This is a genomic window from Reichenbachiella sp. MSK19-1, assembly GCF_003590315.1.
Classification (GTDB): Bacteria; Bacteroidota; Bacteroidia; order Cytophagales; family Cyclobacteriaceae; genus Reichenbachiella; species Reichenbachiella agariperforans.
In genome coordinates this window covers 250,364-276,025 of the sequence record NZ_MIER01000021.1, presented here as the reverse complement: position 1 = coordinate 276,025, position 25,662 = coordinate 250,364, and the positions used below count along the sequence as shown (strand labels likewise).

The following is a 25,662-nucleotide window of genomic DNA, read 5'->3' as shown; positions in this document are numbered from 1 at the left end:
GTTTCACAATTATTCGAATTTCCCTACAATTGTAAAAGTCTATACATGACGCTATTGAAAAAACTAACCCAACGATCCCACAAGCTACTCATGCTCACCTTGATGGGAATTTTGCTCCATGGTTGTGCTCCTGCACTCGTCTCATGGACCAACCCTACCTACCAACCCCACGATTTCAAGAAAGTTATCGTCTTTGGGATGTTTCAACGACTGGACACTAGATTGGCATTCGAAGAAGCTGTAGTCGACGCACTGCTTGATCTTGGCTACCCCGCTGCTCACGGTATGACACTCATACCTCCTAGTTTCGAAATCACCTCTAATGAACACATGCAGCGAATTATTAAGAAGGAAAATTTCGATCTGGTCATCATGGCAAGTGCAGTGGATCAAAAAACAGAGACACAATACCACTCCAACTACAATGGCCCTTATGCTGGTGGCGCTTACGGTGGGTACGGTCCGTATGGATACGATATGTACAACTATTACAACTATCGCTATGGCTACAATGTTTACTATGGCGGCTATGGTTATGGCTGGCAAGACCCTGGCTACTACACAGAACAGACCCAATACCTCATCGAATGTCAGGTATATGATTTAGGAGAAAACACCAATCCAGACAATTCCATCATTTGGACTGGACAGTCTCAGCTTATAGAGTCTTCCAACATGAGAACACTCGCGGCGAGATACGCCAAAATTCTGCTCAAAGACTTAGAAAATAACAAAATCTTAAAATAATCAATCACAATCCCAATGAAGACAATAAAAACATATTTGCTCGTAGCGGTGATCCTACTGACCGCCAATACACTTTTCGCACAAGACAGATTATCTAAAATCGTAGAAAGTGGTGAACTCCGCGTCGGACTCACAGGTACTCAGCCTCCGTTCTCTATGAAAGCTAAAAATAATGAACTGATCGGTTTCGATGTAGACTTGGCTAATCTATTGGCAACTTCTATGGAGTTAAAATTAATTCTCGTAGAACTACCCTTTGCTGAGCTACTCCCAGGTTTGGCCAATGGTCAAGTAGATCTAGTCATCTCAGGCATGACCATTACACCAGCTAGAAACCTTAAAACTGCATTCGTTGGTCCTTATCTGATCTCAGGAAAATCCATATTGACTAAATCAAAAGTATTGGCTAACGTGACCAATCCTCAGGACATCAACACCAACAGAAAAGTCGTAACCCTCAAGGGATCGACAAGTCAGAAGTTCGCTGAGAAACACTTAACAGACGTAGATCTAGAGTTGGTAGACAACTACGATATCGCAATTGACAAAATCAGAAACAACGAGTCGGAAATCATGATTGCGGACTACCCGACGTGTGCGTACGCGATGCTGAAGTTCCCGAATGATGAACTGGTCATCCTGGACAGACCGATGACAATCGAGCCAATCGGTATCGCTTTGCCTAACGACGATGCGCTATTTGTCAACCTCGTAGACAACTACATCGAGTCATTAGAAGCTGCTGGCGTACTAGAAATGATGGAGCAAAAATGGTTTGAAAACCCATACTGGTTGGCTCAACTGAAATAACCAACTCAAGACTTTAGCCAAGGGGCTGTTTCGAAATGTCATCTCGAAACAGCCCCTTTTTATTTCAGCTCTTTTCCTCCCCACACTCCAGCCGAGTTTCTTACCTTTGATCCGCATCATTTCAAAATCCCAACTATGCCCTCTGTATTAGACAAAGCACAATCTATCCTCAAAGAAACCTATGGTTACAAGGAATTTAGACCTTTGCAACGAGATGTTATTTCCTATGCGATAGATGGCAATGACTCACTAGTGATTATGCCCACAGGAGGTGGGAAATCTATGTGTTTCCAACTGCCCGCACTTGCCCAAGAAGGTGTTTGTTTAGTCATATCCCCCTTAATCTCACTGATGCGCGACCAGGTCGAAGCACTCAAACAAAATGGTGTAGCTTCTGCCTATCTCAACAGCAGCTTGACTGGAAAAGAACAAAATATAATAGAAGAGCAATTCCTCTCAGGAGAGATCAAAATCCTGTACGTCTCACCAGAGAAACTACTAACCAGAGACTTTTTCAATGTCCTCAAATCTGTCACCCTCAATCTCATCGCGGTGGACGAAGCGCACTGTATCTCTCAATGGGGACATGATTTCCGTCCCGAGTACACCAAACTCGACTTCCTCAAAAAGCAGTTCCCTACCGTACCCATCATGGCACTGACCGCAACTGCCGACAAAGCTACCCGTACAGACATTGCCTCTCAATTGGGCATCCCACATGCCAAGACATTTTTAGCATCCTTTGATAGACCAAACCTAGACCTCACGGTTCGAGCTGCACAGGGTAGATTAGAATCCATCATCGGGATGATCAATCGTGCGCCTGACGAATCAGGCATCATTTACTGTCTCAGTAGAAAGAGCTGTGAGAAAGTAGCCGAGAAACTGCAAGCCAAAGGCATAGATGCAGACTTCTACCATGCGGGCATGCCCGCCGACGTACGCAACAAAACACAAGAGCGATTCATCCGAGACGACCTCAAAGTAGTCTGTGCTACGATTGCATTCGGAATGGGGATAGATAAATCCAACGTCCGCTGGGTGATCCACTACAACCTACCCAAAAACCTAGAAAGCTACTATCAAGAGATCGGTCGTGCGGGACGAGACGGGCTAGATTCCAAAACATTGTTATTCTTTAGTTATGCTGACGTGGTACAGCTCAAGCAATTCATGGAGGACAGTCCTCAGAAGGCGCTACTTGAGGCCAAGCTCCAGCGTATGCAGCAGTTCGCTGAGGCGACTACCTGCCGCAGGCGGGTACTACTGAGTTACTTTGGAGAACAGCTCGAAACAGACTGTGGCAACTGCGATGTATGTCGCAACCCTCCCGAATTCATGGACGGTACTATCCTCGCTCAGAAAGCTCTCTCTGCCAGTGCACGCACCCAAGAAAAAGTCGGTAGCCGACTACTCATAGACATCCTCCGTGGATCAGGTCGCCAAGAAATCTACCAGCTCGGATACCAAAACATCAAAACCTATGGAGCAGGCAAAGAGCATAGCTATTTCGATTGGCAGCATTTCATCGGGCAGTTCCTCAACCTCGGACTCTTCGAGATCGCCTTTGACAACCACAACATCCTTCGCATCACCGAACACGGCAAGAAGGCGCTACGTGGAGAGGTTCCAGTACAAATCACCAAACCAGAAAGTGTCAACGAACGAAACCAAAGGCTCACACCTGCCAAACCCCGAAAATCGGTTCAGCACTCCAACGAGCTATTTGATCGACTCAGAACACTGCGCAAAAAGATCGCTGAAGAGCAGCAAGTCCCAGCCTACGTGGTATTCAATGATGCGACACTCGAAGATATGGCTGCCAAGCGACCAAGCAACGAAGACGAGATGCTAGAAATATCAGGAGTCGGCCAGCAGAAAGTAACCCAATACGGAGATAGATTCGTCCGTGAGATTATTGCCTTCGTGAAGGAAAAAGCCGAACAGGGAGAGAAAATTAAAGGCGCAACACACTTGATCACCTTCGAGTACCTCAAAGAAGGTCTCAATCCCGAAGAGATCGCTGAGAAACGAAAACTCAACATCATCACCATCTATTCGCACCTCGCCACACTCTACGAACAGAGACGTGACATCAACATCCGAAATTACATCAGTGAGGAAGAAGAATCCAAGATCATAAAGGGCATAGAAGAAACTGGAGAAACCGAAAAACTCAAACCTCTCTTCGACCACTTCAAAGAAGAAATCCCCTACTACAAACTGAGACTAGCAATGGCGGTTCATAAGAAAAGACTTTAACTAGCTTTTAGATACTAGAACCTAGACAAGATCAGATGCCCCAGCCCCGTCAGTCACATACAGAAACAAACCTGACAGGACAGCCGAAACATCAAACCAACGGATCCCCGCCATTCTCTGAAGCGACCAAGGAGCTATCAGGGAAGCCCCCACAGTAAGCACTACTCAAAACTCATACACGAATAACACAAAGGGTCTCTAATCTTGAGTATTGAGTCTTGGCTCACGAACCATAGTTCTATCCTTCCTTCAGCACATGCATCTGCAGGTCAAAGGGATCTAATGCCACAAGCAGTTCTTTGACGAAATTGGGGTTGTTGATATAGAAGTTGAGGAAGTTGTCATGGCGCTCTTGTAGACCTCCTCTTGGGAAGAGCTTTTCCTTGACGGAAGCTATCTGATTGAGTTCGGTCTCGTGTTTGCGCTCTTCAGATTTTTTGAGGCGTTTACCAATGTTATCGATACTCTTCACTGCCTTCGTATGTTCAGCAGAGATGAAACCTTTGAGCGAACCATCGATAACCTCCGCCTTCTCGATCAACTGCTCAAACACCGCCTCTAGGTCTTTGTACTCTCCATTAAGCGTCACTTCGTCACTACCATACGTTGTTACATACTGCGCCTGCAACTCATCTATCGACTGAAACAACTGCTCGTCCGACCAACCAAACTTCGCTAATTTCTTCTGTGATGCCCCATTGATATAGAGGGCAAAATTCCTTGGGAGTAAAATAGGGAAGGTGACCTCATGTTTTTCGAAAACCTTACCCAGCTGAAGCCAATAGATCACCTCCGCAGGACCACCCACATAAGCTAGGTTAGGCAAGATCACCTCTTGATACAGAGGACGCATCACTACGTTGGGACTGAATTTTTCGGGATTGGAATCTAGAAGAGCGAGTATTTCTGTCTCCGAAAATGACAGCTCAGTATTGTTAACGAGATACTGACCATCCTCTTTGACAACACGCTCTCGTACCCCATCATCGAGATAAAAGAAGTTGATTTCTCGTGGGAATATCTGCGTTTTGTATCCCAACTGGGCCAACTCATCGTTAGTCTGCTCTACGAGTGTATTTGCCGAATGGTGGAGCAAATCATCCTTGATCATGGGCGAAAAGAGTTTTTTGAGCCTGTCATCATCGGCATCTAAGACAACCAATCCCTCTTCACCGAACAAGTCGTTAACATAACAACGAACGGCATCTGCGAGGTTGCCATGATCCCGATAGGCCTGCTCAAACAACGCCACCTTCTCCGGTAGCTCCTCCAGTAGTCCTGTCAAACTTTCAGTAGACAGACGCCCCACTCCTCCTTGCCCCGGACACTCCCATTGGTACTTTTTACCGAATAGGTGGAAATAAGAAATTTCATCAAAATCATGATCCTCAGAGGCCATCCAATAGACAGGTACAAAATTACTATCTGGATATTTGACCTTCAACTCACGACAGGCATTGACTACCGTAGCAATCTTGTAGATAAAATATAGTGGTCCCGTAAAGATATTGAGCTGATGACCTGTGGTGACGGTGTAGGTATTGGGCAGTGCCAGATCGGTCAAGTTACCCGCCAGGGTAGGCGCCACTTCGTACCCTTCATACTGATCTTCGAGCACTTCGCAGAGCACTTTTCGGTTTAGGTTCGAAAACGACTTTCTATCAATCTGCTCACCAAAAGCATCAATCTCTGGACGCAAACCATAAAATGGAGCCAGCTCCTGCTTGTTCGACAAATAATCTATAAAAAACTGAGAAAACGACTGAGTGTCCTTGAGAGCTACCTTGTTGACTTGCATGTATCTTGATTGTATTATATGATGTTAGCTTGTACGAGATGATCCAAAATTGGATGCTTAAAATTGAACAAAGAAACTGACAATACTCTCCAAAACTGCATCAGATCATAAAACCACCCGCCATCGCTGAAGTGACAGAAGAGCTATCATGGAATCTCCAGCCCCTCCTACAGCCTAGCCTTACAGACACGAATCAGTCGGTATTTCTGAGAATAAAAATCAATATTCGATATTGAGCATTCGGCATTCATTATTCCAATCCTTTAAATATTACCTCAAAGACTCATATTAGGTGATTATCTTATAAAATAAACAATAACGAATTTCGAACAATGAATCTTGAATAACAAAGTGATCTACTACCTCTCCCCCAGAAATACGGATTGATCCAACAAAAGGAGAGGCAGACCTAATACCTCGGACATAAAAAAAGCAGTAACATTTTTCAACGTTACTGCTTTCGTGGGTGGAAGACCGGGCTCGAACCGGCGACCCTTGGTACCACAAACCAATACTCTAACCAACTGAGCTACATCCACCGTATGTTTCCCGTTTTCGGGAGTGCAAAAATAGAAAAGAGATAGCCACTTTTCCAAAACAAAATTCTGATTTATTTTCTATCAAACAAAAGTCTTTTTCCTAACTGCGATTCATCGAATGCGCCCTCCTGATAGGCGAGATGCCCAGAGACGAAAGTATGCGTGATTTTAGATCTTAACTTTTGCCCTTCGAATGGACTCCAGCCACATTTGGACAACACATTACCCTTGTTGACGACCCAGTGATCTGTGGTGTCGACAAGTACCAAGTCTGCATAGTATCCCTCTCTGATATACCCACGCTTTTCGATCTCGAATAGTATCGCAGGATTATGGCTCATCTTTTCGACGATCCGCTCGATGGATATCTTTCCATTCAGGTAATGTTCCATCATCGCAGGCAGTGCGTGCTGCACTAGAGGCCCTCCCGATGGGCAGTTGAGGTAGCCGTTGTTCTTCTCCTCCATCGTGTGTGGTGCATGATCAGTCGCGATCACGTCGATCTTATCATCCAGCATCGCTTGAAAAACCATATCGCGATCATAAGCCGTTTTCACCGCAGGATTCCATTTGATATTCCCACCCTTAGTCACATAGTCCTCATCACTAAACCACATGTGGTGGATACACGCCTCTGAAGTCACTAATTTATCTTTGAGCGGGACACTGTTATCAAACAGCTCGGTCTCCTTACCCGTAGAGATATGCAAGACATGAAATTTAGTTCCGTTCTTCTTAGCCAGTGCCACCGCCTTCGATGAAGAAATATAACAAGCATCCTCACTACGAATCAACGGATGCGCAGTAAATGGTATATCATCTCCGTAACGCTCCTTATAGATTTCCATGTTTTTGCGAATCGTCCCTTCGTCCTCACAGTGTGCTGCGACGAGCATCTCCGCTCTAGAAAAAAGATTATTAAGTGTCTCCTCGTCATCCACTAGCATATTACCCGTCGACGACCCCATAAAAACCTTAATCCCGCAGACATCTCTTCGGTTCGTCTTCAACACTTCCTCTAGGTTATCATTAGACGCTCCCATAAAGAATGAATAATTCGCCAGTGACTTCTCTGCACCTATGTCATATTTGTCCTGAAGCAGCTCCTGCGTCAGCGTATTCGGTACGGTATTGGGCATCTCCATAAATGAAGTAATCCCACCAGCTACCGCTGCTCGACTCTCGGTATAAATCTCCGCCTTGTGTGTCAAACCTGGCTCCCTAAAATGCACCTGATCATCAATCACACCAGGTAGCAAAAACTTGCCTTCTGCATCGATGACAGTAGCAGTATCTTGACTAAGGTCATAGCCTATCTTTTCTATCATCTGATCTTTGATCAAAACATCGTGCGCCAACATCGTGCCTTCGTTGACCAACTTTGCATTCTTAATTAGGGTGTACTTTGACATAGTTTATCTTTTCATGTTCGAAATAGCTAAGTCTGACCGAAAATATGAAAGAATCTGCATCCTATTCAATTTTAACGCTCAGCGATTAACAATTTCATCCGTAAATTGCACCACAAAAGTAACGGGATCAGGCCTCTAAAATATTATCCATGTCCAATAACATTGAAAGTTTTTCGGAACTAAAACTCAACAAGCAGATCCAAAATGCAATCCAAGAAGCTGGATATATCGCCCCTACGCCTATTCAGCAGCAAGCGATCCCACTCATCCAAGCAGGCCATGACCTGATGGGGATAGCCCAAACAGGGACTGGAAAGACAGCCGCATTTGTCCTACCTCTCCTGATGAAACTAAAATATGCACAGGGGACTAATCCGCGTGCGCTTATCCTAGCACCTACCCGAGAACTCGCGATACAAATCGAAGAAAATGTCAAACGATACGCCACCTACCTAGACATTCGGCATACAGCTATCTATGGTGGATCAGGAATGAAAGTGCAGATAGAGGCATTCGAAAATGGTATGGATCTAGTTGTAGCTACTCCAGGGCGATTCATGGACATGTACAAAAAACAAATCTTCGGTACACGAGAAATCAAAACACTCATCATCGACGAGGCAGACAAAATGATGGACATGGGATTCATGCCGCAGATACGCCAGATTTTAGAAATCATCCCTGTCAAGCGACAGAACCTACTCTTCTCCGCGACCATGCCCGAAAGCGTCATGATACTCTCCGAAGAATTCTTAGAATTCCCAGAGAAAATAGAAGTCACGCCACAAGCGTCCACTGTGGACACCATAGACCAAGTGCTCTACCATGTCCCAAACTTCAAAACCAAGATCAACATGCTCGACCATCTACTGGAGAATGAGGCATTTAGTAGGGTGATCATTTTTGTCAAAACCAAAGCAAACGCCGACAACATCTTTAAGTTCATTGATCGGAAAATCACTAAATCCGTCAAAGTCATCCATGGTAATAAGGCGCAAAACACCCGAATGAACTCGATAGATTCGTTCAAAGAAGGAGAAACTAGAATCCTCGTTGCTACTGATGTAGCTGCTCGGGGGCTCGACGTGTCACTCGTGTCCCATGTCATCAATTTTGATGTCCCGCTGATCTACGAAGACTATGTCCATCGGATAGGTCGTACAGGCCGTGCGACCAACAAGGGGATCGCCATCACATTCAGCAACCAAGCCGAACAGTACCACATCAAAAAAATTGAAAAACTCATCAATCGTACCATAGCAGTAAGCGACATCCCTGAAGAGGTCGAAGTAGAGAAGACTCCATTTGTAGAAAACCAAGAGATGCTGCGAGAACTAGACTTCCTCAAAAAGAAAGAAGACCCTGATTACAAGGGGGCTTTCCATGACAAAAAGAAAAAAAACACAAGATTCGATAAAAAGCGCCCAAAGCGAAAATAGTGTTCGTCTATAAATACATTCCGTTCATCGAAAATACCCATACCTTCATCCAAATCACAAGCATTGATAAGGCTAAAGCCCTTATAATTGTGACAGAAAGATGGATTAATAGTCTTTCTTTCCATAGCTGGTTGAAAAGATCTTGTGGGGAGTTAGGTACAACGGTATCTAATCCCACAAGTATCGATTTACTCCCCTCCTCAATCGCTCCATTCTAACACTTTTTTCTCATTGGATTCTTTACAAATAGGTAAACCTACGTCTACTTATTAGGGTTTTTCAACCTAAATTTGCGCCCATTACATTTTTCTGGATTTTCATAAAGCACCATACCCAAAATGATCGCAAATTTAAACGAGAGAACCCACTTCGAAAACCGACATAACGCACCGTCTCAAACTGACATAGACACTATGCTCCAAACCATCGGAGTAGACTCTTTGGATCACCTGATCGACGAGACAGTTCCACAAAACATCCGCAGAAAAGGAAAACTAAACCTCCCAACTGCACTAGACGAGTTCAGCTATTTCCACGCGATGAAGGAAACAGCGAATCAGAACAAAGTCTTCAAATCATTTATAGGGATGGGCTATTACGGGTGTGTCACGCCAGCAGTAATCCAGCGAAACATTCTAGAAAACCCAGGGTGGTACACCGCCTACACACCCTACCAAGCAGAAATTGCACAAGGCAGGTTAGAAGCTCTGATCAATTTTCAAACTACCGTCAGTGATCTGACTGGAATGGAAATTGCCAATGCGTCCTTGCTCGACGAAGGTACTGCCGCTGCAGAAGCGATGACCATGTTGTTTGCACTCCGCAAAAAAGAAAAAAAATCTGCTACAAAATACTTCGTCGATCTAAACGTACTCCCACAGACACTAGACGTGCTGAAGACTCGTGCGACTCCTCTGAATATCGAATTAGAGATCGGGGACTACACAAAAGCTGACCTATCTGCTCCAGCATACTTTGGTGTCATGGTACAGTACCCTAATGCACAAGGAAACGTACAGGACTACACAACGCTCTTTGCAAAAGCCAAAGAAAACCAAGTCAAAATAGTCGCAGCGGCAGATTTACTCAGTCTAACACTACTCACTCCTCCGGGCGAATGGGGTGCTGATGTAGTAGTAGGTACTACGCAACGATTTGGAGTCCCTATGTCTTTCGGGGGACCGCATGCTGCGTTCTTCGCTACCAAAGAGGAAAACAAGCGCTCGCTACCTGGTCGTATCATTGGTGTATCTGTCGATCGCCATGGCAAGAAAGCCTACAGAATGGCCCTCCAAACCCGCGAACAACACATCCGTCGAGAGAAGGCCACTTCTAACATCTGTACCGCTCAAGTACTTTTAGGTGTCATGGCAGGTGCTTATGCAGTATATCATGGCCCTGAAGGACTAGAAAGAATTGCCAAGCGTGTACACGGACTAGCTAAACTTGCTGACAAGTACATCCAAAAACTAGGATTCAAGCAAAACAACGACACGTTCTTTGACACGCTAGATCTCGAAGTGGATCCAGGCCTAATTGAGAAAATCAAAATTGAGGCAGAAGCAAAAAAAATAAATTTCAACTACTTTGTCGAGAATCACATCCTCATCGCCTTTGATGAGACACATACGCTGAGCGACCTACTCGATATCATTTCCGTATTCCAGAAATACAGTGAAGTGATTGTAGACACTGATCAAGTCACTACCGCTGCAGATGCTGTCACAATAGCATTTGACTCAGTATTCCAACGTGAGTCGGCTTATCTGACGCATGAAGTATTCCATAAGCATCGCTCAGAACACGAAATGCTCAGGTATCTGAAATATCTGGAAAATAAAGATCTATCACTAGCACACTCCATGATTTCGCTCGGATCATGTACCATGAAACTCAATGCCACCTCGGAGATGATTCCGATTACTTGGCCAGAGTTTGCGATGATCCATCCATTTGCACCAGCATTTCAGACGCGTGGATACATGCATATCATCGAAGACCTCACCAAATGGCTCTCAGAAATTACAGATTTCCACACGGTTTCATTGCAACCTAACTCTGGAGCTCAAGGTGAGTATGCGGGTCTACTCGTGATCCGCGCCTACCAAGAGTCAATAGGTCAAGCACACCGAAACGTCACCATCATCCCATCATCGGCACACGGTACCAACCCTGCTAGTGCGGTCATGGCTGGCAACAAAGTTGTCATCGTACAATGTGATGCTCAGGGAAACATAGATGTAGCTGACTTGAAGACAAAAGCCGAAGAACACAAAGACAATTTATCCTCACTCATGATTACTTATCCTTCTACGCATGGCGTATTCGAAGAGAGTGTTACTGAGATTTGCGATATCATCCACCAAAACGGAGGACAAGTCTACATGGATGGCGCTAACATGAATGCTCAAGTAGGACTGACCAGCCCAGGTATTATTGGTGCTGACGTCTGTCACTTAAACCTTCACAAGACATTTGCAATCCCTCATGGTGGTGGTGGCCCAGGTATCGGCCCTATAGGTGTCGCAGAGCACCTTGCTCCATTTCTACCAGGCAACCCACTCATCCAAGTAGCAGAAGACGAAGCGATCACAGCAATTTCTAGTGCTCCATTCGGTAGTGCTGGCGTACTCGCCATCTCCTACGCTTATATCGCGATGATGGGACCAGAAGGACTAGAAAACGCCACCAAACTCGCTATTCTAAACGCCAACTACATCAAAGCAAGGTTGGAAACCGAGTTCAACATCCTATATAGTGGCAAGAATGGTAGATGCGCACACGAAATGATCGTAGACTGCAGATCCTTCAAAGAATCCGGCATTGAAGTAGAAGATATCGCTAAACGTCTAATGGATTATGGGTTTCATGCCCCTACAGTTTCTTTCCCAGTAGCAGGGACATTGATGATAGAACCTACAGAAAGTGAATCGAAGGAAGAGCTGGACAGATTCTGTGATGCGCTATTAAGCATACGCGAAGAAATTCGTCAGATAGAAATAGGTCAAGCAGACAAGGAAGACAACGTCCTAAAAAATGCTCCGCACACGGCGGATCATTCTTTGAGCGATGATTGGGATCACGCATATTCAAGAGGCGAAGCAGTCTACCCTATTGCTTATCTAAGAAATAATAAATTTTGGCCATCGGTTGGTCGTGTAGACAATGCCTACGGAGACCGAAACCTCTATTGCAGCTGCATCCCAACAGAATCCTACTCGTAATCGGTGAGAAAATAAGCAACTAAAACAAGTAAAATTTCATTCCGTATACATATATGGAATGAAATTTGCCTGTTTATTTCCTATTAAGTCAACCTTTGATTCATGAAGAAAAACTACTTACTCATCCTATTTCTTTTCACGCTTTCTTTTGCTCCCATAGCACAAGACTTAGTTGACAATAAGGAAAATGCCCTAGACTACTCTAGGAGCGTAGAAAAGCGTATCAATTACAACAAGAGCCTATCTCCTGACAAACTTGATTACAACCTTGAACCACTTGAAGATGGGAAGTTTAAATTGATCTTCGTTAACCGACCGTCAGACTATGTCAACATCAAAATCTATGACATCATCGGTAATTTGGTTTTGACCGAAGAAAAAAAATACATGATTGGTTCTGAAATAGAATACAACTTCAATAAGAACAACACCAAAATCTACGTAGTAAAAGTAGAATCAGGAGAAGAGAACGTCATCAAGCGCGTCAACCTTTAATATCCCACATTTCTTTCGATCCCTCCCTTCCACAAATTTTCTTTGTGTAAATTATGTCCGATTTTGAGACACTTCTTTGTACGAAATAGGGCAGTTCCTCGTTTAAGAACGCGTCAAAACTCCCTCTATTCCGTTCAGGAAAACTTTCTCATCTTTGGCACAAATACTGAATATCTATTTGATAAATAAAATCTACAATGGACAAAGAGCTTGGAAAAATACTGATCATAGACGATGACGAAGATGTGTTGTTTGCAGCCAAGATGCTGCTCAAAAAATATGCGCAAGAGGTCATTATAGAAAAGAACCCAAAAAAGATTCCTTTCCTACTCAACAATGACACCTACGATGTGATCATGTTGGATATGAATTTCAGCAAGGACATCACCAGTGGAAAAGAAGGTTTTTACTGGCTTGACCAGATACTAGAGCGTGACCCACAAGCTGTAGTCATTCTCATCACAGCTTTTGGAGATGTCGAGATGGCCGTCAAAGCACTCAAAGAAGGTGCTACCGACTTTGTACTAAAACCATGGCAAAACGAAAAATTGCTAGCGACATTATCGTCCGCCATTAAGCTCAAAAAATCCTACAAAGAAGTAGATCAACTCAAGACTGCAAAAAAACAACTGGAAGAAGAAATCAACCAGCCGTTTAAAGAAATCATTGGAGAGAGTGAAGCCATTAAAAGCGTATTTAGGTTGATTGATAAAGTAGCCGAGACAGATGCCAACATACTCATACTAGGAGAGAACGGGACAGGGAAAGAGCTCATATCACGTGCTGTACATATGAAGTCCATGCGCAAAGACAACGTGTTCGTGGGGGTCGACATGGGAGCTATCACGGAGACATTATTCGAAAGTGAATTATTCGGACACAAAAAAGGGGCGTTTACAGATGCCAAAGATGACCGAAAAGGTCGATTCGAAATAGCCCACAAAGGCACATTGTTCTTAGATGAAATTGGCAACCTAGGCATGCCACTTCAGTCCAAACTACTCACTGCCATACAAAACAGACAGGTCACACCTATTGGATCAAACAAAATACAAAATATCGATATTCGACTGATTTGTGCTACCAATATGCCCCTGTACGAAATGGTAGAGGATTCAAGCTTTAGACAAGATCTACTTTACCGAATCAATACCGTCGAGATCAAGTTACCCGCGCTGCGCGAACGCATAGAGGACATCCCGCTACTTGCTGAGCATTTCATCAAAGTCTACAGCAAGAAATACAGAAAGAATGGCAAAAAGATCTCGTCCGCGGCATTAAAGAAACTCCAAAAGTATCACTGGCCAGGCAATATCCGTGAACTTCAGCACGCCATAGAGCGGGCGGTGATTATGAGTGACGAAAACAGCATGGTACCTGAGGATTTCTTTTTTCTCAATTATAAAACAGAAAGTGATGGTATCAACTTAGAAGAAACATTTAACCTAGATGAAGTAGAACGCAACATCATTCAAAAAGCAATCGATAGAAATCAAGGTAATATCTCTAGAGCAGCCAAAGAACTAGGTCTAACGCGTGCTTCTTTATACAGAAGACTAGAAAAACATGGACTTTAACAACAACTTTAGATTCACTATAGGGGTCAGAGTTGGTCTAGTCCTGTTGACCTGTATTTTTTTGGTCAACTCATTTTATACTGACTCTTACACCCTTACCAAGCTGCTATTACTCATTGCTCTGGTAGTCCAAGGGTATTCTCTGGCAAAGTATCTAGACAAGTCTAATATTGAGTTTACCAATTTTCTCAACTCCATCAAGTATGATGATTTTACTCAAACCTACTCCACCAAACGGACTGGCACCTCTCAAGACGAACTCTATGAACGCTTCAATATGGTCATCCAGAAGTTCCGAGAGATCAGAGCCGAAAAAGAGGCACAATACCAATACCTACGTACAATAGTCCAGCACGTAGGGATCGGCATCATCACCTTCAACAAAGCAGGTCAGATTCAAATCATCAACGCAGCAGCAAAATCCCTATTAGACATCAGCCAGATCAAAAGCATAGATGACCTGTCTGACCTGAATCCAGAACTCGTCAATAGTCTAAAAGATCTCCAAACTGGAGGCAGAGACTTAATCAAAATTGACAGAAAAGGAGAAGAGATTCAACTATCAGTCTACGCCATACAACTGGTGCGTAGAGAAGAGGAATTTAAATTAGTCTCGATTCAGAACATTAAAAGTGAACTGGATGAGAAAGAAATGGATGCTTGGCAAAACCTTGTAAATGTGCTGACCCATGAAATCATGAACTCGGTCACGCCGATTTCCTCCTTAGCAGCTACGGTCGAATCAAATCTGGCGGATGTGATCGACGAAGAGTTTAACGTTAAAAATATATCCAAAGAAGACATTGAAGACTTTCACATGGCTGTACATACGATTCATCGACGTAGCGAAAGCCTCATTAAATTCGTGAGTGATTTCAGAAACTTAACCCGAATTCCAATCCCAAAGAAATCTACGATCTGCCTCGAAGAATTGTTTACAGGAATACTGACCCTACTCAAACATGACATTCAAGAACAACAAATAGAAGTAACAACCCAAATTCAACCCACAGACATCTGCATCAACGCGGATCAAGAACAGATCGAACAGGTCCTTATTAATTTGCTAAAAAATGCCATCCAAGCCCTAGAAGAAAATCCCGAAGAACATAAAAACAAGAAGCTAAAGATAGAAGCAGGTTTTGATGAGTTCCGGCGCGTCTACATTCATATCAAGGACAATGGTAGTGGGATAGACGAAGAGGCCGTGAAAAAAATCTTTATCCCCTTTTTCACTACAAAAAAGTCTGGATCTGGTATTGGTCTCAGTCTATCCAAACAAATCATGCGCAAACACAACGGCAACATATCCGTCAGCAGTACCATCGATGTGGGTACCACATTTACTTTGGTATTCAATGAATAGACCGATTGATTCATTTAGGTTCATCGTATATTAGCTATCATAATCGAACCCTATGGCGCTCATTAGCAAAAAGAAAATACCATACAAAGTAGGCCCTTTGCTCCTCAAGTATTTACGGAAATATCAGCGAGCCATCAATACGCCTATTGAATACACGGATTTATTTAGGTATGACAACTCCATCCCGCTGTACGACAAGAATGGTAAGGATACCCTTTGGGAGACTGTCTTTTATCCTCAATCAGACATGGCGTCTATCTACCATAGTCTCAAAAAAATATATGCTGTCATCAAATCAGATGGAGATCTGGCAGTCATCGACCACCTAGTGATAGATCGTGTTGACATCTGCCAATACGGAAACACCAAACCCTTTAGAGTTCGGGTAGTCAATCAGATCAATGATAACTTTGACTACTTCTACATCAAGAATGCTGATGCATCGCGCGTGTATGGTTTAGAATTAGAGCATCTATTGTCTCCGAATCGCATCAGCTACGGTGTGTACAACCAGACGCTCATCGAAGAACATATAGCAGGGATACCCTGCGACCAGTTTATCACCAATAACCTCAAAGACAAGGGCATCAATGAAATCAGGCTGGCCAAGGAGTTTGTGAAATTCAATGAGCGGTGTTTTGTCCAATTACTTGGCGATATGCACTCCAGCAACTTCGTAGTGAATATAACTCCCGATTTTGAGGAGGTATCGTACAGGCTGAGAGCAATAGATTTTGATCAACAATGCTACGAGGGACGTAGGAGTATCTATCTCCCTCAGTATTTCAAACAAAACAATCCACTCATCGAGATGGGGCTCAAATACATGACCCCTGAGACCGTAAGGCAGTACCAAAAAGAAGAACGTGCTCTAATCACCAATCGGCTCAAAGTAGAGCGGTACCGAATTGCCGATTTGCTACGTGTCATGGTCAAAGATCAAATTTCATCACCAGAGAATGTAATGATGTTAAAAAATGACCTAGCAGAATTCTATGATGAAAAAAAATTTATCGAATGCAAAAACATGGGCGAAATCGTCAAAGTGAGTCTTTGGATGCTCATCAAAAAACCTGACCTCTACAACTTATAAGTCTTTATATCGAAATCAACAAAACCATGAAATCAAACCAAATATTCTTTTTATTGTTCGGAGCTATACTACTTGCCTGTTCTCCCTCCCAACCTAAAACTGAAGAAACAAAGAACAATGAACAAACAGCTATAACCGACATCAATGAGCCAGCAATTGGTTTTAATATTGAAGAGTCAGATCCTACAGCTATTTTCTTAGCAGACAAAGTCATGACAGCTATGGGCGGGAGAAAAGCATGGAACGAGATCGCTTACATACGCTGGGAGATCCCTAATCAAAGAACACTCTCATGGGATAAAAAAAACAATAAAGTCAGAATAGATACCCCGGCGCAAAACGACATCTATTTGCTTAATCTGAATGATGGAAGCGGAAAAGTGAAGAAAAATGGAAAAGTAATTGAATCCTCGGATTCATTGGCAAAGTATTTGAGCAAAGGTCATGAGATTTGGTTCAAAGATTCTTACGATCTGCTCATGCCGTATATGCTTAAAGAAAATGGAGTTACATTGTATTACTTAGGTGAAGATACAACTGCCAATGGTCGGGATAGTCAAAAGCTACAATTGACTTTTGACAAACAACTATCCTCTTCGCCTCCAATGTATGAAATATGGATAGATGCAGAGGATGGACGCATCACACAGACAGACTATTACCCAAGCGAAGCATACACTGAGCCAACTACCACTAACACATGGTCAAACTATAAAAAACACGGAAACATCCTCTTGCCAGAAAGTCAAAGTAATACCCCAACCCAAGAGATAGAGGTTCTAACATCTCTACCGAAAAACACATTCTACGAATTTTAAAACCGAGATATAATGAAAGCATTTCAAACTATAATGACACTCGCCCTTCTTTCACTCAGTCAACTCGCACTGGCAACAGAGGGTGTTTTAATCGTATCCAAATCGACTAATTTATCATCACAACAGATCACTACGTCTAAAATATACCTAACTGACTCTAAACTACAGATCAGCAACTCAGGACAAGACAATAGCAGTATGATCTTCGATGCAAACAAGGAAGTCTTCACCTTTATCGATAACAAAAAGAGAGAATACTATCAATTCGATAAACCGACATTAGTGCAACTAAAAGAGCAGCTAAAAATGATGGTTCAGGTCATGAAGCAGTTCGCCTCTCAAATGCCCGAAGAGCAACAAAAGAAGCTAGATATGATACTTAACCCCAGCAATGGCGCAATCATCAACTACAAAGAAACTGGAACTGGAAAAGTAGGTAATTGGAACACTAAACAATTTCAAGGCACAAATGAAAATGAAAAGGTCCTCGAACTAAACATAGCAAGCTTCGAAACACTCGGTATTGAAGCTGAAAAATTCAATGCAATGAAACAGCTAATTGACTTCTTTACCGAGAACCTTCAAGAGGTAGCTACCATGCTCCCGACGAGTCAGTCCATGTCTGCGATTAGTTTTGACGAGAATAGCCCTATCCTAAAAGAAGGTTTTCCTGTCAAAACCCGAACCTATGCAGAAGGAAGCTCTAAGAGTGAAACGATCATTCAAAGCATCACTGAAACAGGAATCGCAGAAAGTCAGTTTAGCATCCCTAGTGGTTATGCTAGAAAAACCATCAACATGCAACAGCAGTTCCAAAAGTAAGTTCACACCAGATGGCAAAAGAAAGACCTGATAGTAGTTACTATCAGGTCTTTGTATTTATATCCCTTGTTTTCAAAGTCAAGGATATTTCAATTATTAAGCTTTTGGAAACTTGGCAACTTCGCCTAGCTCTTCCTCGATTCTCAACAATTGGTTGTATTTCGCCATTCTATCAGATCTCGACAGTGAACCTGTTTTGATTTGACCTGCGTTAGTTGCTACAGCAATATCAGCTATCGTCGCATCCTCAGTCTCCCCTGATCTGTGTGAGATCACTGCTGTAAATCCAGCTTTGTGAGCCAATTCGATTGCATCAAGCGTCTCAGACAAAGTTCCGATTTGATTTACTTTGATCAAAATCGAGTTCGCAGATTTCTCTTCAATACCTCTTTGCAAGAATTTCACGTTAGTCACGAATAAATCATCTCCTACCAACTGGCACTTATCACCAATCTTAGCAGTCAATGCAGCCCAAGCAGCCCAATCCTCTTCAGCACATCCGTCCTCGATTGAGTCAATCGGATACTTCTCAACCAAAGAAGCCAAGTAATCCACTTGCTCGTTCATGTCCCTAACAGAAGCAGCCTCACCTTCGAATTTCTTGTAATTGTATTTACCATCTTCGAAGAACTCAGAAGACGCACAATCCAAGGCAATTGTAATGTCTTTACCTGGCTCATATCCAGCTGCTGTAATAGCACTCAATACGCTTTCTAATGCCTCTTCCGTACCACCAGTGAAAGCTGGAGCAAATCCACCTTCGTCACCAACTGCTGTACTCAATCCTTTGTCATGAAGAATCTTCTTCAAGGCATGGAAAGTCTCAGCACCCATCTGCATAGCCTGAGAGAATGTCTCAGCACCTACTGGTCTGATCATGAACTCTTGGAATGCAATCGTAGCATCAGAGTGAGAGCCACCGTTGATGATGTTCATCATCGGCACTGGCAATGTATGTGCATTAGTACCCCCGATGTATCTAAACAATGGCAATCCTAGTTCCTCAGCAGCAGCCTTAGCTACAGCCAGAGAAATACCCAAAATCGCATTAGCCCCTAATTTAGATTTAGTATCTGTTCCATCCAGATCAATCATCAATTGATCGATGTATCTCTGATCAAACACAGACAATCCAAGCAGCTCTGGCTGAATCGTTTCGTTCACATTTTCAACAGCCTTCAAAACCCCCTTGCCTAGGTATGTACTTTTGTCACCGTCTCTTAGCTCTACCGCCTCGTTGACACCTGTAGATGCTCCAGATGGAACTGCCGCTCTACCTAACACACCATTTTCTGTCACTACATCTACTTCGATGGTTGGATTTCCTCTTGAATCCAGTATTTGTCTTGCAAATACGCTTTCAATTAAACTCATGATTCTCTATGTTTTTTAATTAGTTGAATGAAATCGTCAAATAAATACCTAGAATCGTGAGGTCCAGGAGATGCTTCTGGGTGATGTTGCACCGAAAAGAATGGCTTCCCTTTTACTCTAATTCCAGCTACGGTATTATCATTGAGATTAATGTGTGTTAATTCTATTGTTTCAGACGCCTCTACATCTTCCTTTATCACAGCAAAACCGTGATTTTGAGAAGTTACTTCGCTACGTCCTGTTATAATATTTTTCACGGGATGATTCAATCCTCTGTGACCATGGTGCATCTTAAAAGTACCAATGCCATTCGCCAAAGCGATAACCTGATGTCCCAAACAAATACCAAACATCGGTTTGTTTTCAGACATGATTTGCTTCACTGTTTCTACTGCATAAGGCATAGCCGATGGATCCCCAGGTCCATTAGAAATAAAATAACCATCAGGATTATACGCCTTCAATTCGCTAAATGATGTCTCCGCTGGAAATACTTTGAGTTCACATCCACGGTCAGTTAAGTTGGAGAGAATAGACCTCTTACAACCGATATCCAAGACTGCTACTTTATATTCACCACCTTCATTCATTAGATAGCTATCCTTAGTGGTCACCTTTGTAGACAACTCTAAATGATCCATACTAGGCACTTTCAGCAACTCCGCCTTTAGGGTATCTAGATCATCTATCTCCGATGTAATGATTGCATTCATAGCACCTGTACTACGGATATGCTTCACAATCTTACGTGTATCCAGTCCTGATATACCTACTACACCAGACTTAGTCAGATACTCATCCAGCGTAGACTCTCCATCTACACGACTGTGAATCTCCGAGTACTCATTCACGACCAACCCATTGATTTTCGGTCTTTCGGATTCTTGTTCTAAATCCACAGCACCATAATTACCAATATGTGTATTGGTATTGACTATTATTTGACCGAAATAGGAAGGGTCCGTGTAGACCTCTTGATAACCAGTCATTCCAGTGTTGAAGCAAATCTCTCCTCCACTTGTTCCTTTACTACCAATAGAAGTACCTTCATAGTAACTCCCGTCAGCTAGAAGCAAAAAAGCTTTATCTCTTTGTTTTAGTTTCATATAAGCAATTGAACTGGTGATTGAAATTCACCGCAAATTTTACCCTTTTTTTGACATAAAAAAAGCCATCTTGAAACAAATCAAGATGGCTTTCCTATCATAACTGAATACTCAATTATTAATTTTCTTCCTTTTTAGCTTCCTCAGCAGAGTCATCCGCCTGTGGCGCCTCATCTGCGGAAGCTTCAGGTGCTTCTTCCACTACTACAGCATCTTCTGCCACAGGTGCAGCAGTTGCTCCAGTAGACTTACCTCTTCTGCTTCTTCTAGTCTTCGCTTTAGCAGGAGCTGCCTCATTCAACAATAACTCGTTGTAATCAACCAATTCCATAATGCACATATCAGCATTATCACCTAAGCGCGTACCTGTTTTGAAGATTCTAGTGTACCCCCCTGGTCTCGCGGCTACCTTATCAGCTACCCCTCCAAAAAGTTCTTTCACAGATTCTTTATTTTGCAAGTAAGAGAAAACTACTCTTCTTGAGTGAGTGGTATCGTCTTTTGCTCTAGTAATGATCGGCTCTACGTACTTTCTTAAAGCTTTTGCTTTTGCAACAGTGGTGGTAATCCTCTTATGCAAAATCAAAGAAGAAGCCATGTTAGATAACATCGCGCCTCTGTGCGATGCATTTCTACCTAAATGATTAAATTTCTTCCCGTGTCTCATTTTACTCCTCGTCTAATTTGTATTTTGACAAATCCATGCCAAAAGTTAAGTTCTTGTCAGCTACGAGTTGTTCCAACTCAGCCAATGATTTCTTACCAAAGTTTCTAAACTTCATCATGTCAGAAATCTCTAATCTTACTAAATCTCCCAATGATCTAACATCAGCAGCTTTCAAACAATTGTAAGCTCTAACAGAAAGATCGAGATCATTCAAGCCAGTCTTCAATAGTTTTCTCATGTGTAGCATTTCTTCATCCACTGCCTCAGGCTCACCCGCATCATGCGTATCTAAGATCATCGTCTGATCTGAGAACAACATAAAGTGTTGGATCAAAATATTCGCTGCACCTTTGAGCGCATTCTCAGGGTGAATAGAACCATCCGTTTCTATATCCAAGATCAATTGCTCGTAATCTGTCTTCTGCTCTACTCGCGTATTCTCTACAGAAAACTTTACATTCTTAATTGGTGTAAAGATGGCATCAATCGGAATAAAACCGAAGACTTGCTCTCCAGGCTTGTTCTCCTCTGCAGCCACATAACCTCTTCCTTTCTCAATCGACAATTCGATTTCAAATTTAACACTCTCATCCATATTGAAGATCACATGATCCGGATTCAACACTTCAAAAGCATCAGTAGAGCCTCCTATGTCACCTGCTTTGAATTCCTTCTTACCAGATAAACTTACTACAATTTTGCTATCCGCTACATCTGCAATCTTTTTAAACCTAACCATTTTTAGGTTCAATATGATCTCAGATACGTCTTCTACTACTCCCTCAATTGTAGAAAATTCATGCAATACTCCAGGGATCTTAATTCCAGTTATGGCGTACCCTTCTAATGAAGACAGTAAGATTCTTCTCAATGCATTACCGACGGTTACACCATAGCCCTGCTCAAGAGGTTTAAAGGTAAATAAGCCATGAAAATCATCAGCTTTTTCCATCACCACTTTCTCAGGCATTTGAAATGCTAGTATTGACATAATTATTTCTTGCTTAATTAATTAATGAATAGATTATTTAGAGTACAATTCTACTATCAATTGTTCTTTGATATTCTCAGGAATTTCCTCTCTCGTTGGTAGGACGTTTACTTTACCAGCCAATGCAGTCGAATCCCACTCTAACCATGGGTATTTACTCACCGCACCTCTAGAGAGGCTGTAAGTAATAGTTTCCAAAGATTTTGATTTTTCTCTAACAGCAACAATATCACCAAGCTTCACAGAAAAAGAAGGTACGTTTACGATCTCTCCATTGACAGTGATATGCTTATGAAGAACTAATTGTCTAGCTGCATTTCTAGTAGGAGCAACTCCCAATCTAAACACTACGTTATCCAATCTAGATTCCAAAAGTTGCAATAGAATTTCACCTGTAACACCACTTTTTCTTGAAGCATGGTCAAACAAGTTAGAAAATTGCTTTTCCAACAAGCCATAAGTATATTTAGCCTTTTGCTTTTCAGCCAACTGAATAGCGTATTCTGACAGCTTCTTTCTTCTACCTCTACCGTGTTGTCCAGGAGGATAGTTCTTTTTAGCTAAAGTCTTATCTGGGCCATAGATTGGATCGTTGAACTTTCTCGCAATCTTTGATTTTGGTCCTCTATATCTTGCCATTTTTTATTTCTTCTAAAAATGATATTAAACTCTTCTTCTTTTCGGAGGTCTACATCCGTTGTGTGGTAGTGGAGTAACATCCTTGATCATTGTCACTTCAATTCCAGCATTCTGGATAGTTCTGATTGCAGATTCTCTACCAGCACCAGGACCTTTTACAAATACTTCCACCTTTCTAAGACCTAACTCATAGGCAGCTTGAGCACAATCCTGAGCAGCTACTTGAGCAGCATAAGGAGTGTTTTTCTTAGAGCCTTTAAAGCCCATTTTACCAGCAGAAGCCCAAGATATCACTTGACCTGTTTGGTTAGTCAACGATATTATGATATTGTTGAATGAAGCTTTGATATGTGCTTGACCTATCGGCTCTACAACAACGACTCTTTTTCTAGCTTTATCTTTTCTTTTTTGTGCCATCGTCAATTATTATTTAGTAGCCTTCTTCTTATTGGCAACAGTTTTTCTCTTACCCTTTCTGGTTCTAGCATTGTTTTTGGTATGCTGACCTCTTACCGGAAGACCTCTTCTATGTCTTAGGCCTCTATAACATCCGATATCCAAAAGACGCTTGATGTTAAGTTGAACCTCTGATTTCAATACACCCTCCACCTTAAAGGTTTCGCTGATGACAGATCTGATTTTACCTGCTTCTTCTTCAGTCCAGTCTTGAACTTTTTTGCTCCAGTCTACACCTGCTTCAGTCAAAATCTTTTGAGCTGAACTACGACCCAGTCCGAAAATATAAGTAAGTGATATCTCACCTCTCTTGTTATCTGGAATATCTACTCCTGCAATCCTAGCCATAATTATCCTTGTCTTTGCTTGAACCTAGGGTTCTTTTTGTTAATAACGTATACTTTTCCGTTTCTACGAATGACCTTACAGTCAGCGCTTCTCTTTTTTACGGATGCTTTAACCTTCATAATATTCTATTTATAGCGGTAAACTATTCTTCCTTTACTTAAGTCATATGGAGACATCTCCATCTTTACTTTATCTCCTGGTAAAATTTTGATATAGTGCATTCTCATCTTACCAGAAATATGAGCAATTACTTCGTGTCCATTCTCCAACTCTACACGAAACATAGCGTTAGATAATGCTTCCTTAATTGTACCGTCTTGTTCTATTGATGCTTGCTTCGCCATGATAAATCCTAATTTAAGCTACTGCTATATTTTCTGATCTACCCTTAAGCTTGCCTGACTTCATCATACCCTCATAGTGTCTCATCAGCAAGTAGCTCTCAATCTGCTGCAGCGTATCAAGAATCACTCCCACCATAATCAATAGTGAAGTCCCCCCAAAAAACTGTGCAAAATTAGTACTCACACCAGCCATCTGAGCAAAAGCAGGCATCACTGCCACCATTGCCAAGAACAATGAACCTGGCAATGTTATTCTAGTCAGGACCGTGTCAATGAATTCAGAAGTAGCAGTACCTGGTTTAACACCTGGTATGAACCCTCCATTTCTCTTCATATCATCTGCGATCTGATTAGGGTTCACAGATATAGCCGTATAGAAAAACGTAAATAATACAATCATAATCCCGAAAGTCAAGTTATACTGCCATGACTGGAAGTTGGAGAAAGTCGCTCCTATATACTGAGCCACATCACTAGAGTCTGCAAAATAACTAGCTATCATAGCAGGCAAAAACATTAACGACTGAGCAAATATAATTGGCATTACACCTGCCGAGTTAACCTTCAAAGGAATGTACTGACGTTGGCCGCCATACACCTTATTCCCTACTACCTGTTTTGCATACTGAACTGGAATTCGTCTCACTGCCTGTGTCAACAGTACAACTGCCATAACCACAAAGAACAGTGCTATAAGTTCTAACAAGAAAAATAACGCCTCACTCATACCGCGAGTGATCGCCTCTTGCAACAAACTACCAGGGAAACGAGAGATAATACCTATCATAATAAGCATCGAAATACCATTCCCAATACCTTTATCTGTAATTTTCTCTCCCAACCACATACAAAAAATAGTACCTGCCGTTAGAATTACAATCGCTGAAAAAGTAAACATTACTTTATTTTCGAGTACAATAGCTTCAGCTGGTATAGCTCCCGCCAAATAAGCACTACCTTGAGCGAACGTAATAGCGATCGTTAGTACCCTTGTAATCTGATTAATTTTCTTTCTACCACTATCTCCTTCTTTTTGAAGCTTCTGAAAATATGGCACAGCCATCGTCAAAAGTTGAATCACAATAGATGCCGAGATATAAGGCATAATACCAAGACCAAAAATAGAGGCATTGTTAAACGCCCCTCCTAAGAAAGTATCAAGTAGACCAAATATTCCTTCTGCCTTATCAGCAAGCTTAGAAGGATCTATACCAGGCAGAACCACAAAGGTCCCTAATCTAAAAATGATTAAAAAACCTATCGTGTTTAAGATCCTAACCCTTAGATCTTCAATAGAAAAAATATTCTTTATCGTACTGAAAAACTTTTTCATAA

General features: G+C 42.3%; 23 protein-coding genes and 1 tRNA gene. 11 read left to right on the top strand and 13 right to left on the bottom strand.

What is annotated here, in order from left to right; genetic code table 11:
* Positions 1-45 precede the first annotated feature (45 nt).
* The 3 genes from BGP76_RS19100 to recQ all read left to right on the top strand — a co-directional run bounded on the left by BGP76_RS19100 (position 46) and on the right by recQ (position 3,819).
* Positions 46-747 carry a hypothetical protein gene (locus tag BGP76_RS19100; RefSeq protein WP_147407524.1) on the top strand — a complete coding sequence of 234 codons (702 nt, stop codon included), beginning with the start codon at positions 46-48 and terminating at the stop codon, positions 745-747.
* Positions 748-762: 15 nt separating this feature from the next.
* Entirely contained in the window at positions 763-1,557 is a 795-nt protein-coding gene (locus BGP76_RS19095; RefSeq protein ID WP_119845852.1) for a transporter substrate-binding domain-containing protein, read from the top strand.
* Positions 1,558-1,692: 135 nt separating this feature from the next.
* Entirely contained in the window at positions 1,693-3,819 is a 2,127-nt protein-coding gene (gene recQ, locus BGP76_RS19090) for a DNA helicase RecQ (protein WP_119845851.1), read from the top strand.
* 238 nt (positions 3,820-4,057) lie between these two features.
* On the opposite strand, the gene bshC is transcribed toward recQ, so the two are convergent.
* From bshC to BGP76_RS19075, 3 genes are all read right to left on the bottom strand, one after another.
* The gene (gene bshC / locus BGP76_RS19085; protein ID WP_119845850.1) at positions 4,058-5,617 is read right to left on the bottom strand and encodes a bacillithiol biosynthesis cysteine-adding enzyme BshC; all 1,560 of its coding nucleotides are present in this window, start codon (positions 5,615-5,617) and stop codon (positions 4,058-4,060) included.
* Positions 5,618-6,081: 464 nt separating this feature from the next.
* A tRNA-His gene (locus tag BGP76_RS19080) sits at positions 6,082-6,157 on the bottom strand.
* A 70-nt stretch (positions 6,158-6,227) separates the two neighbouring features.
* Positions 6,228-7,568, bottom strand: coding sequence for a dihydroorotase (locus BGP76_RS19075; RefSeq protein WP_119845849.1), 1,341 nt, complete (start codon positions 7,566-7,568; stop codon positions 6,228-6,230).
* A 149-nt stretch (positions 7,569-7,717) separates the two neighbouring features.
* On the opposite strand from BGP76_RS19075, the gene BGP76_RS19070 reads away from it, so the two are divergent.
* The 8 genes from BGP76_RS19070 to BGP76_RS19035 all read left to right on the top strand — a co-directional run bounded on the left by BGP76_RS19070 (position 7,718) and on the right by BGP76_RS19035 (position 18,402).
* On the top strand, positions 7,718-9,007 hold the full coding sequence (locus BGP76_RS19070) for a DEAD/DEAH box helicase (protein ID WP_119845848.1): 1,290 nt from the start codon (positions 7,718-7,720) through the stop codon (positions 9,005-9,007).
* 338 nt (positions 9,008-9,345) lie between these two features.
* Entirely contained in the window at positions 9,346-12,231 is a 2,886-nt protein-coding gene (gene gcvP, locus BGP76_RS19065; protein ID WP_119845847.1) for an aminomethyl-transferring glycine dehydrogenase, read from the top strand.
* 102 nt (positions 12,232-12,333) lie between these two features.
* Positions 12,334-12,726: a T9SS type A sorting domain-containing protein gene (locus BGP76_RS19060; RefSeq protein ID WP_073122815.1), complete on the top strand. Its 393-nt coding sequence runs from the start codon at positions 12,334-12,336 to the stop codon at positions 12,724-12,726.
* 197 nt (positions 12,727-12,923) lie between these two features.
* The gene (locus tag BGP76_RS19055) at positions 12,924-14,303 is read left to right on the top strand and encodes a sigma-54 dependent transcriptional regulator (protein ID WP_073122816.1); all 1,380 of its coding nucleotides are present in this window, start codon (positions 12,924-12,926) and stop codon (positions 14,301-14,303) included.
* Positions 14,293-15,669, top strand: coding sequence for a PAS domain-containing sensor histidine kinase (locus tag BGP76_RS19050; RefSeq protein ID WP_119845846.1), 1,377 nt, complete (start codon positions 14,293-14,295; stop codon positions 15,667-15,669). The genes BGP76_RS19055 and BGP76_RS19050 overlap by 11 nt, the downstream gene beginning before the upstream one ends.
* A gap of 52 nt (positions 15,670-15,721) precedes the next feature.
* Entirely contained in the window at positions 15,722-16,762 is a 1,041-nt protein-coding gene (locus tag BGP76_RS19045; RefSeq protein ID WP_073122818.1) for a hypothetical protein, read from the top strand.
* 26 nt (positions 16,763-16,788) lie between these two features.
* Positions 16,789-17,580 carry a DUF6503 family protein gene (locus BGP76_RS19040; RefSeq protein WP_119845845.1) on the top strand — a complete coding sequence of 264 codons (792 nt, stop codon included), beginning with the start codon at positions 16,789-16,791 and terminating at the stop codon, positions 17,578-17,580.
* A 12-nt stretch (positions 17,581-17,592) separates the two neighbouring features.
* The gene (locus BGP76_RS19035; protein WP_119845844.1) at positions 17,593-18,402 is read left to right on the top strand and encodes a hypothetical protein; all 810 of its coding nucleotides are present in this window, start codon (positions 17,593-17,595) and stop codon (positions 18,400-18,402) included.
* 96 nt (positions 18,403-18,498) lie between these two features.
* Here the strand turns inward: BGP76_RS19035 and eno are convergent, their stop codons facing one another.
* The 10 genes from eno to secY form a co-directional block, all read right to left on the bottom strand.
* The gene (eno, locus tag BGP76_RS19030; RefSeq protein ID WP_073122821.1) at positions 18,499-19,776 is read right to left on the bottom strand and encodes a phosphopyruvate hydratase; all 1,278 of its coding nucleotides are present in this window, start codon (positions 19,774-19,776) and stop codon (positions 18,499-18,501) included.
* The gene (gene carA / locus BGP76_RS19025) at positions 19,773-20,882 is read right to left on the bottom strand and encodes a glutamine-hydrolyzing carbamoyl-phosphate synthase small subunit (protein WP_119845843.1); all 1,110 of its coding nucleotides are present in this window, start codon (positions 20,880-20,882) and stop codon (positions 19,773-19,775) included. The genes eno and carA overlap by 4 nt, the downstream gene beginning before the upstream one ends.
* Before the next feature lie 118 nt (positions 20,883-21,000).
* Positions 21,001-21,549: a 50S ribosomal protein L17 gene (gene rplQ, locus BGP76_RS19020; protein WP_119845842.1), complete on the bottom strand. Its 549-nt coding sequence runs from the start codon at positions 21,547-21,549 to the stop codon at positions 21,001-21,003.
* 1 nt (position 21,550) lies between these two features.
* Positions 21,551-22,540 (bottom strand): DNA-directed RNA polymerase subunit alpha, encoded by a 990-nt coding sequence (locus tag BGP76_RS19015; protein ID WP_073122824.1) that lies wholly within the window; start codon positions 22,538-22,540, stop codon positions 21,551-21,553.
* Positions 22,541-22,573: 33 nt separating this feature from the next.
* Positions 22,574-23,179 (bottom strand): 30S ribosomal protein S4, encoded by a 606-nt coding sequence (gene rpsD / locus BGP76_RS19010; RefSeq protein ID WP_119845841.1) that lies wholly within the window; start codon positions 23,177-23,179, stop codon positions 22,574-22,576.
* Positions 23,180-23,203: 24 nt separating this feature from the next.
* Complete coding sequence (gene rpsK / locus BGP76_RS19005) at positions 23,204-23,596, bottom strand: 30S ribosomal protein S11 (protein WP_073122826.1); 393 nt, start codon at positions 23,594-23,596, stop codon at positions 23,204-23,206.
* Between the two features lie 9 nt (positions 23,597-23,605).
* Positions 23,606-23,983: a 30S ribosomal protein S13 gene (gene rpsM, locus BGP76_RS19000; RefSeq protein WP_073122827.1), complete on the bottom strand. Its 378-nt coding sequence runs from the start codon at positions 23,981-23,983 to the stop codon at positions 23,606-23,608.
* Positions 23,984-23,985: 2 nt separating this feature from the next.
* Positions 23,986-24,102, bottom strand: coding sequence for a type B 50S ribosomal protein L36 (gene ykgO / locus BGP76_RS18995; RefSeq protein ID WP_073122828.1), 117 nt, complete (start codon positions 24,100-24,102; stop codon positions 23,986-23,988).
* A gap of 6 nt (positions 24,103-24,108) precedes the next feature.
* On the bottom strand, positions 24,109-24,327 hold the full coding sequence (gene infA, locus BGP76_RS18990) for a translation initiation factor IF-1 (RefSeq protein WP_073122829.1): 219 nt from the start codon (positions 24,325-24,327) through the stop codon (positions 24,109-24,111).
* 13 nt (positions 24,328-24,340) lie between these two features.
* Positions 24,341-25,660 (bottom strand): preprotein translocase subunit SecY, encoded by a 1,320-nt coding sequence (gene secY / locus BGP76_RS18985; protein WP_073122830.1) that lies wholly within the window; start codon positions 25,658-25,660, stop codon positions 24,341-24,343.
* Positions 25,661-25,662 lie beyond the last annotated feature (2 nt).

Excerpts from the sequence above, each read along its gene's own strand:
- recQ (WP_119845851.1), top strand. The coding sequence starts at position 1,693 with ATGCCCTCTGTATTAGACAAAGCACAATCTATCCTCAAAGAAACCTAT.
- rpsM (WP_073122827.1), bottom strand. The coding sequence starts at position 23,983 with ATGGCTAGGATTGCAGGAGTAGATATTCCAGATAACAAGAGAGGTGAG.
- BGP76_RS19040 (WP_119845845.1), top strand. The coding sequence starts at position 16,789 with ATGAAATCAAACCAAATATTCTTTTTATTGTTCGGAGCTATACTACTT.
- BGP76_RS19035 (WP_119845844.1), top strand. The coding sequence starts at position 17,593 with ATGAAAGCATTTCAAACTATAATGACACTCGCCCTTCTTTCACTCAGT.
- BGP76_RS19100 (WP_147407524.1), top strand. The coding sequence starts at position 46 with ATGACGCTATTGAAAAAACTAACCCAACGATCCCACAAGCTACTCATG.
- ykgO (WP_073122828.1), bottom strand. The coding sequence starts at position 24,102 with ATGAAGGTTAAAGCATCCGTAAAAAAGAGAAGCGCTGACTGTAAGGTC.
- rpsD (WP_119845841.1), bottom strand. The coding sequence starts at position 23,179 with ATGGCAAGATATAGAGGACCAAAATCAAAGATTGCGAGAAAGTTCAAC.
- BGP76_RS19075 (WP_119845849.1), bottom strand. The coding sequence starts at position 7,568 with ATGTCAAAGTACACCCTAATTAAGAATGCAAAGTTGGTCAACGAAGGC.
- eno (WP_073122821.1), bottom strand. The coding sequence starts at position 19,776 with ATGAGTTTAATTGAAAGCGTATTTGCAAGACAAATACTGGATTCAAGA.
- infA (WP_073122829.1), bottom strand. The coding sequence starts at position 24,327 with ATGGCGAAGCAAGCATCAATAGAACAAGACGGTACAATTAAGGAAGCA.
- BGP76_RS19055 (WP_073122816.1), top strand. The coding sequence starts at position 12,924 with ATGGACAAAGAGCTTGGAAAAATACTGATCATAGACGATGACGAAGAT.
- carA (WP_119845843.1), bottom strand. The coding sequence starts at position 20,882 with ATGAAACTAAAACAAAGAGATAAAGCTTTTTTGCTTCTAGCTGACGGG.
- rpsK (WP_073122826.1), bottom strand. The coding sequence starts at position 23,596 with ATGGCACAAAAAAGAAAAGATAAAGCTAGAAAAAGAGTCGTTGTTGTA.
- rplQ (WP_119845842.1), bottom strand. The coding sequence starts at position 21,549 with ATGAGACACGGGAAGAAATTTAATCATTTAGGTAGAAATGCATCGCAC.
- BGP76_RS19070 (WP_119845848.1), top strand. The coding sequence starts at position 7,718 with ATGTCCAATAACATTGAAAGTTTTTCGGAACTAAAACTCAACAAGCAG.
- BGP76_RS19045 (WP_073122818.1), top strand. The coding sequence starts at position 15,722 with ATGGCGCTCATTAGCAAAAAGAAAATACCATACAAAGTAGGCCCTTTG.
- BGP76_RS19060 (WP_073122815.1), top strand. The coding sequence starts at position 12,334 with ATGAAGAAAAACTACTTACTCATCCTATTTCTTTTCACGCTTTCTTTT.
- gcvP (WP_119845847.1), top strand. The coding sequence starts at position 9,346 with ATGATCGCAAATTTAAACGAGAGAACCCACTTCGAAAACCGACATAAC.
- BGP76_RS19050 (WP_119845846.1), top strand. The coding sequence starts at position 14,293 with ATGGACTTTAACAACAACTTTAGATTCACTATAGGGGTCAGAGTTGGT.
- BGP76_RS19095 (WP_119845852.1), top strand. The coding sequence starts at position 763 with ATGAAGACAATAAAAACATATTTGCTCGTAGCGGTGATCCTACTGACC.
- secY (WP_073122830.1), bottom strand. The coding sequence starts at position 25,660 with ATGAAAAAGTTTTTCAGTACGATAAAGAATATTTTTTCTATTGAAGAT.
- BGP76_RS19015 (WP_073122824.1), bottom strand. The coding sequence starts at position 22,540 with ATGTCAATACTAGCATTTCAAATGCCTGAGAAAGTGGTGATGGAAAAA.
- bshC (WP_119845850.1), bottom strand. The coding sequence starts at position 5,617 with ATGCAAGTCAACAAGGTAGCTCTCAAGGACACTCAGTCGTTTTCTCAG.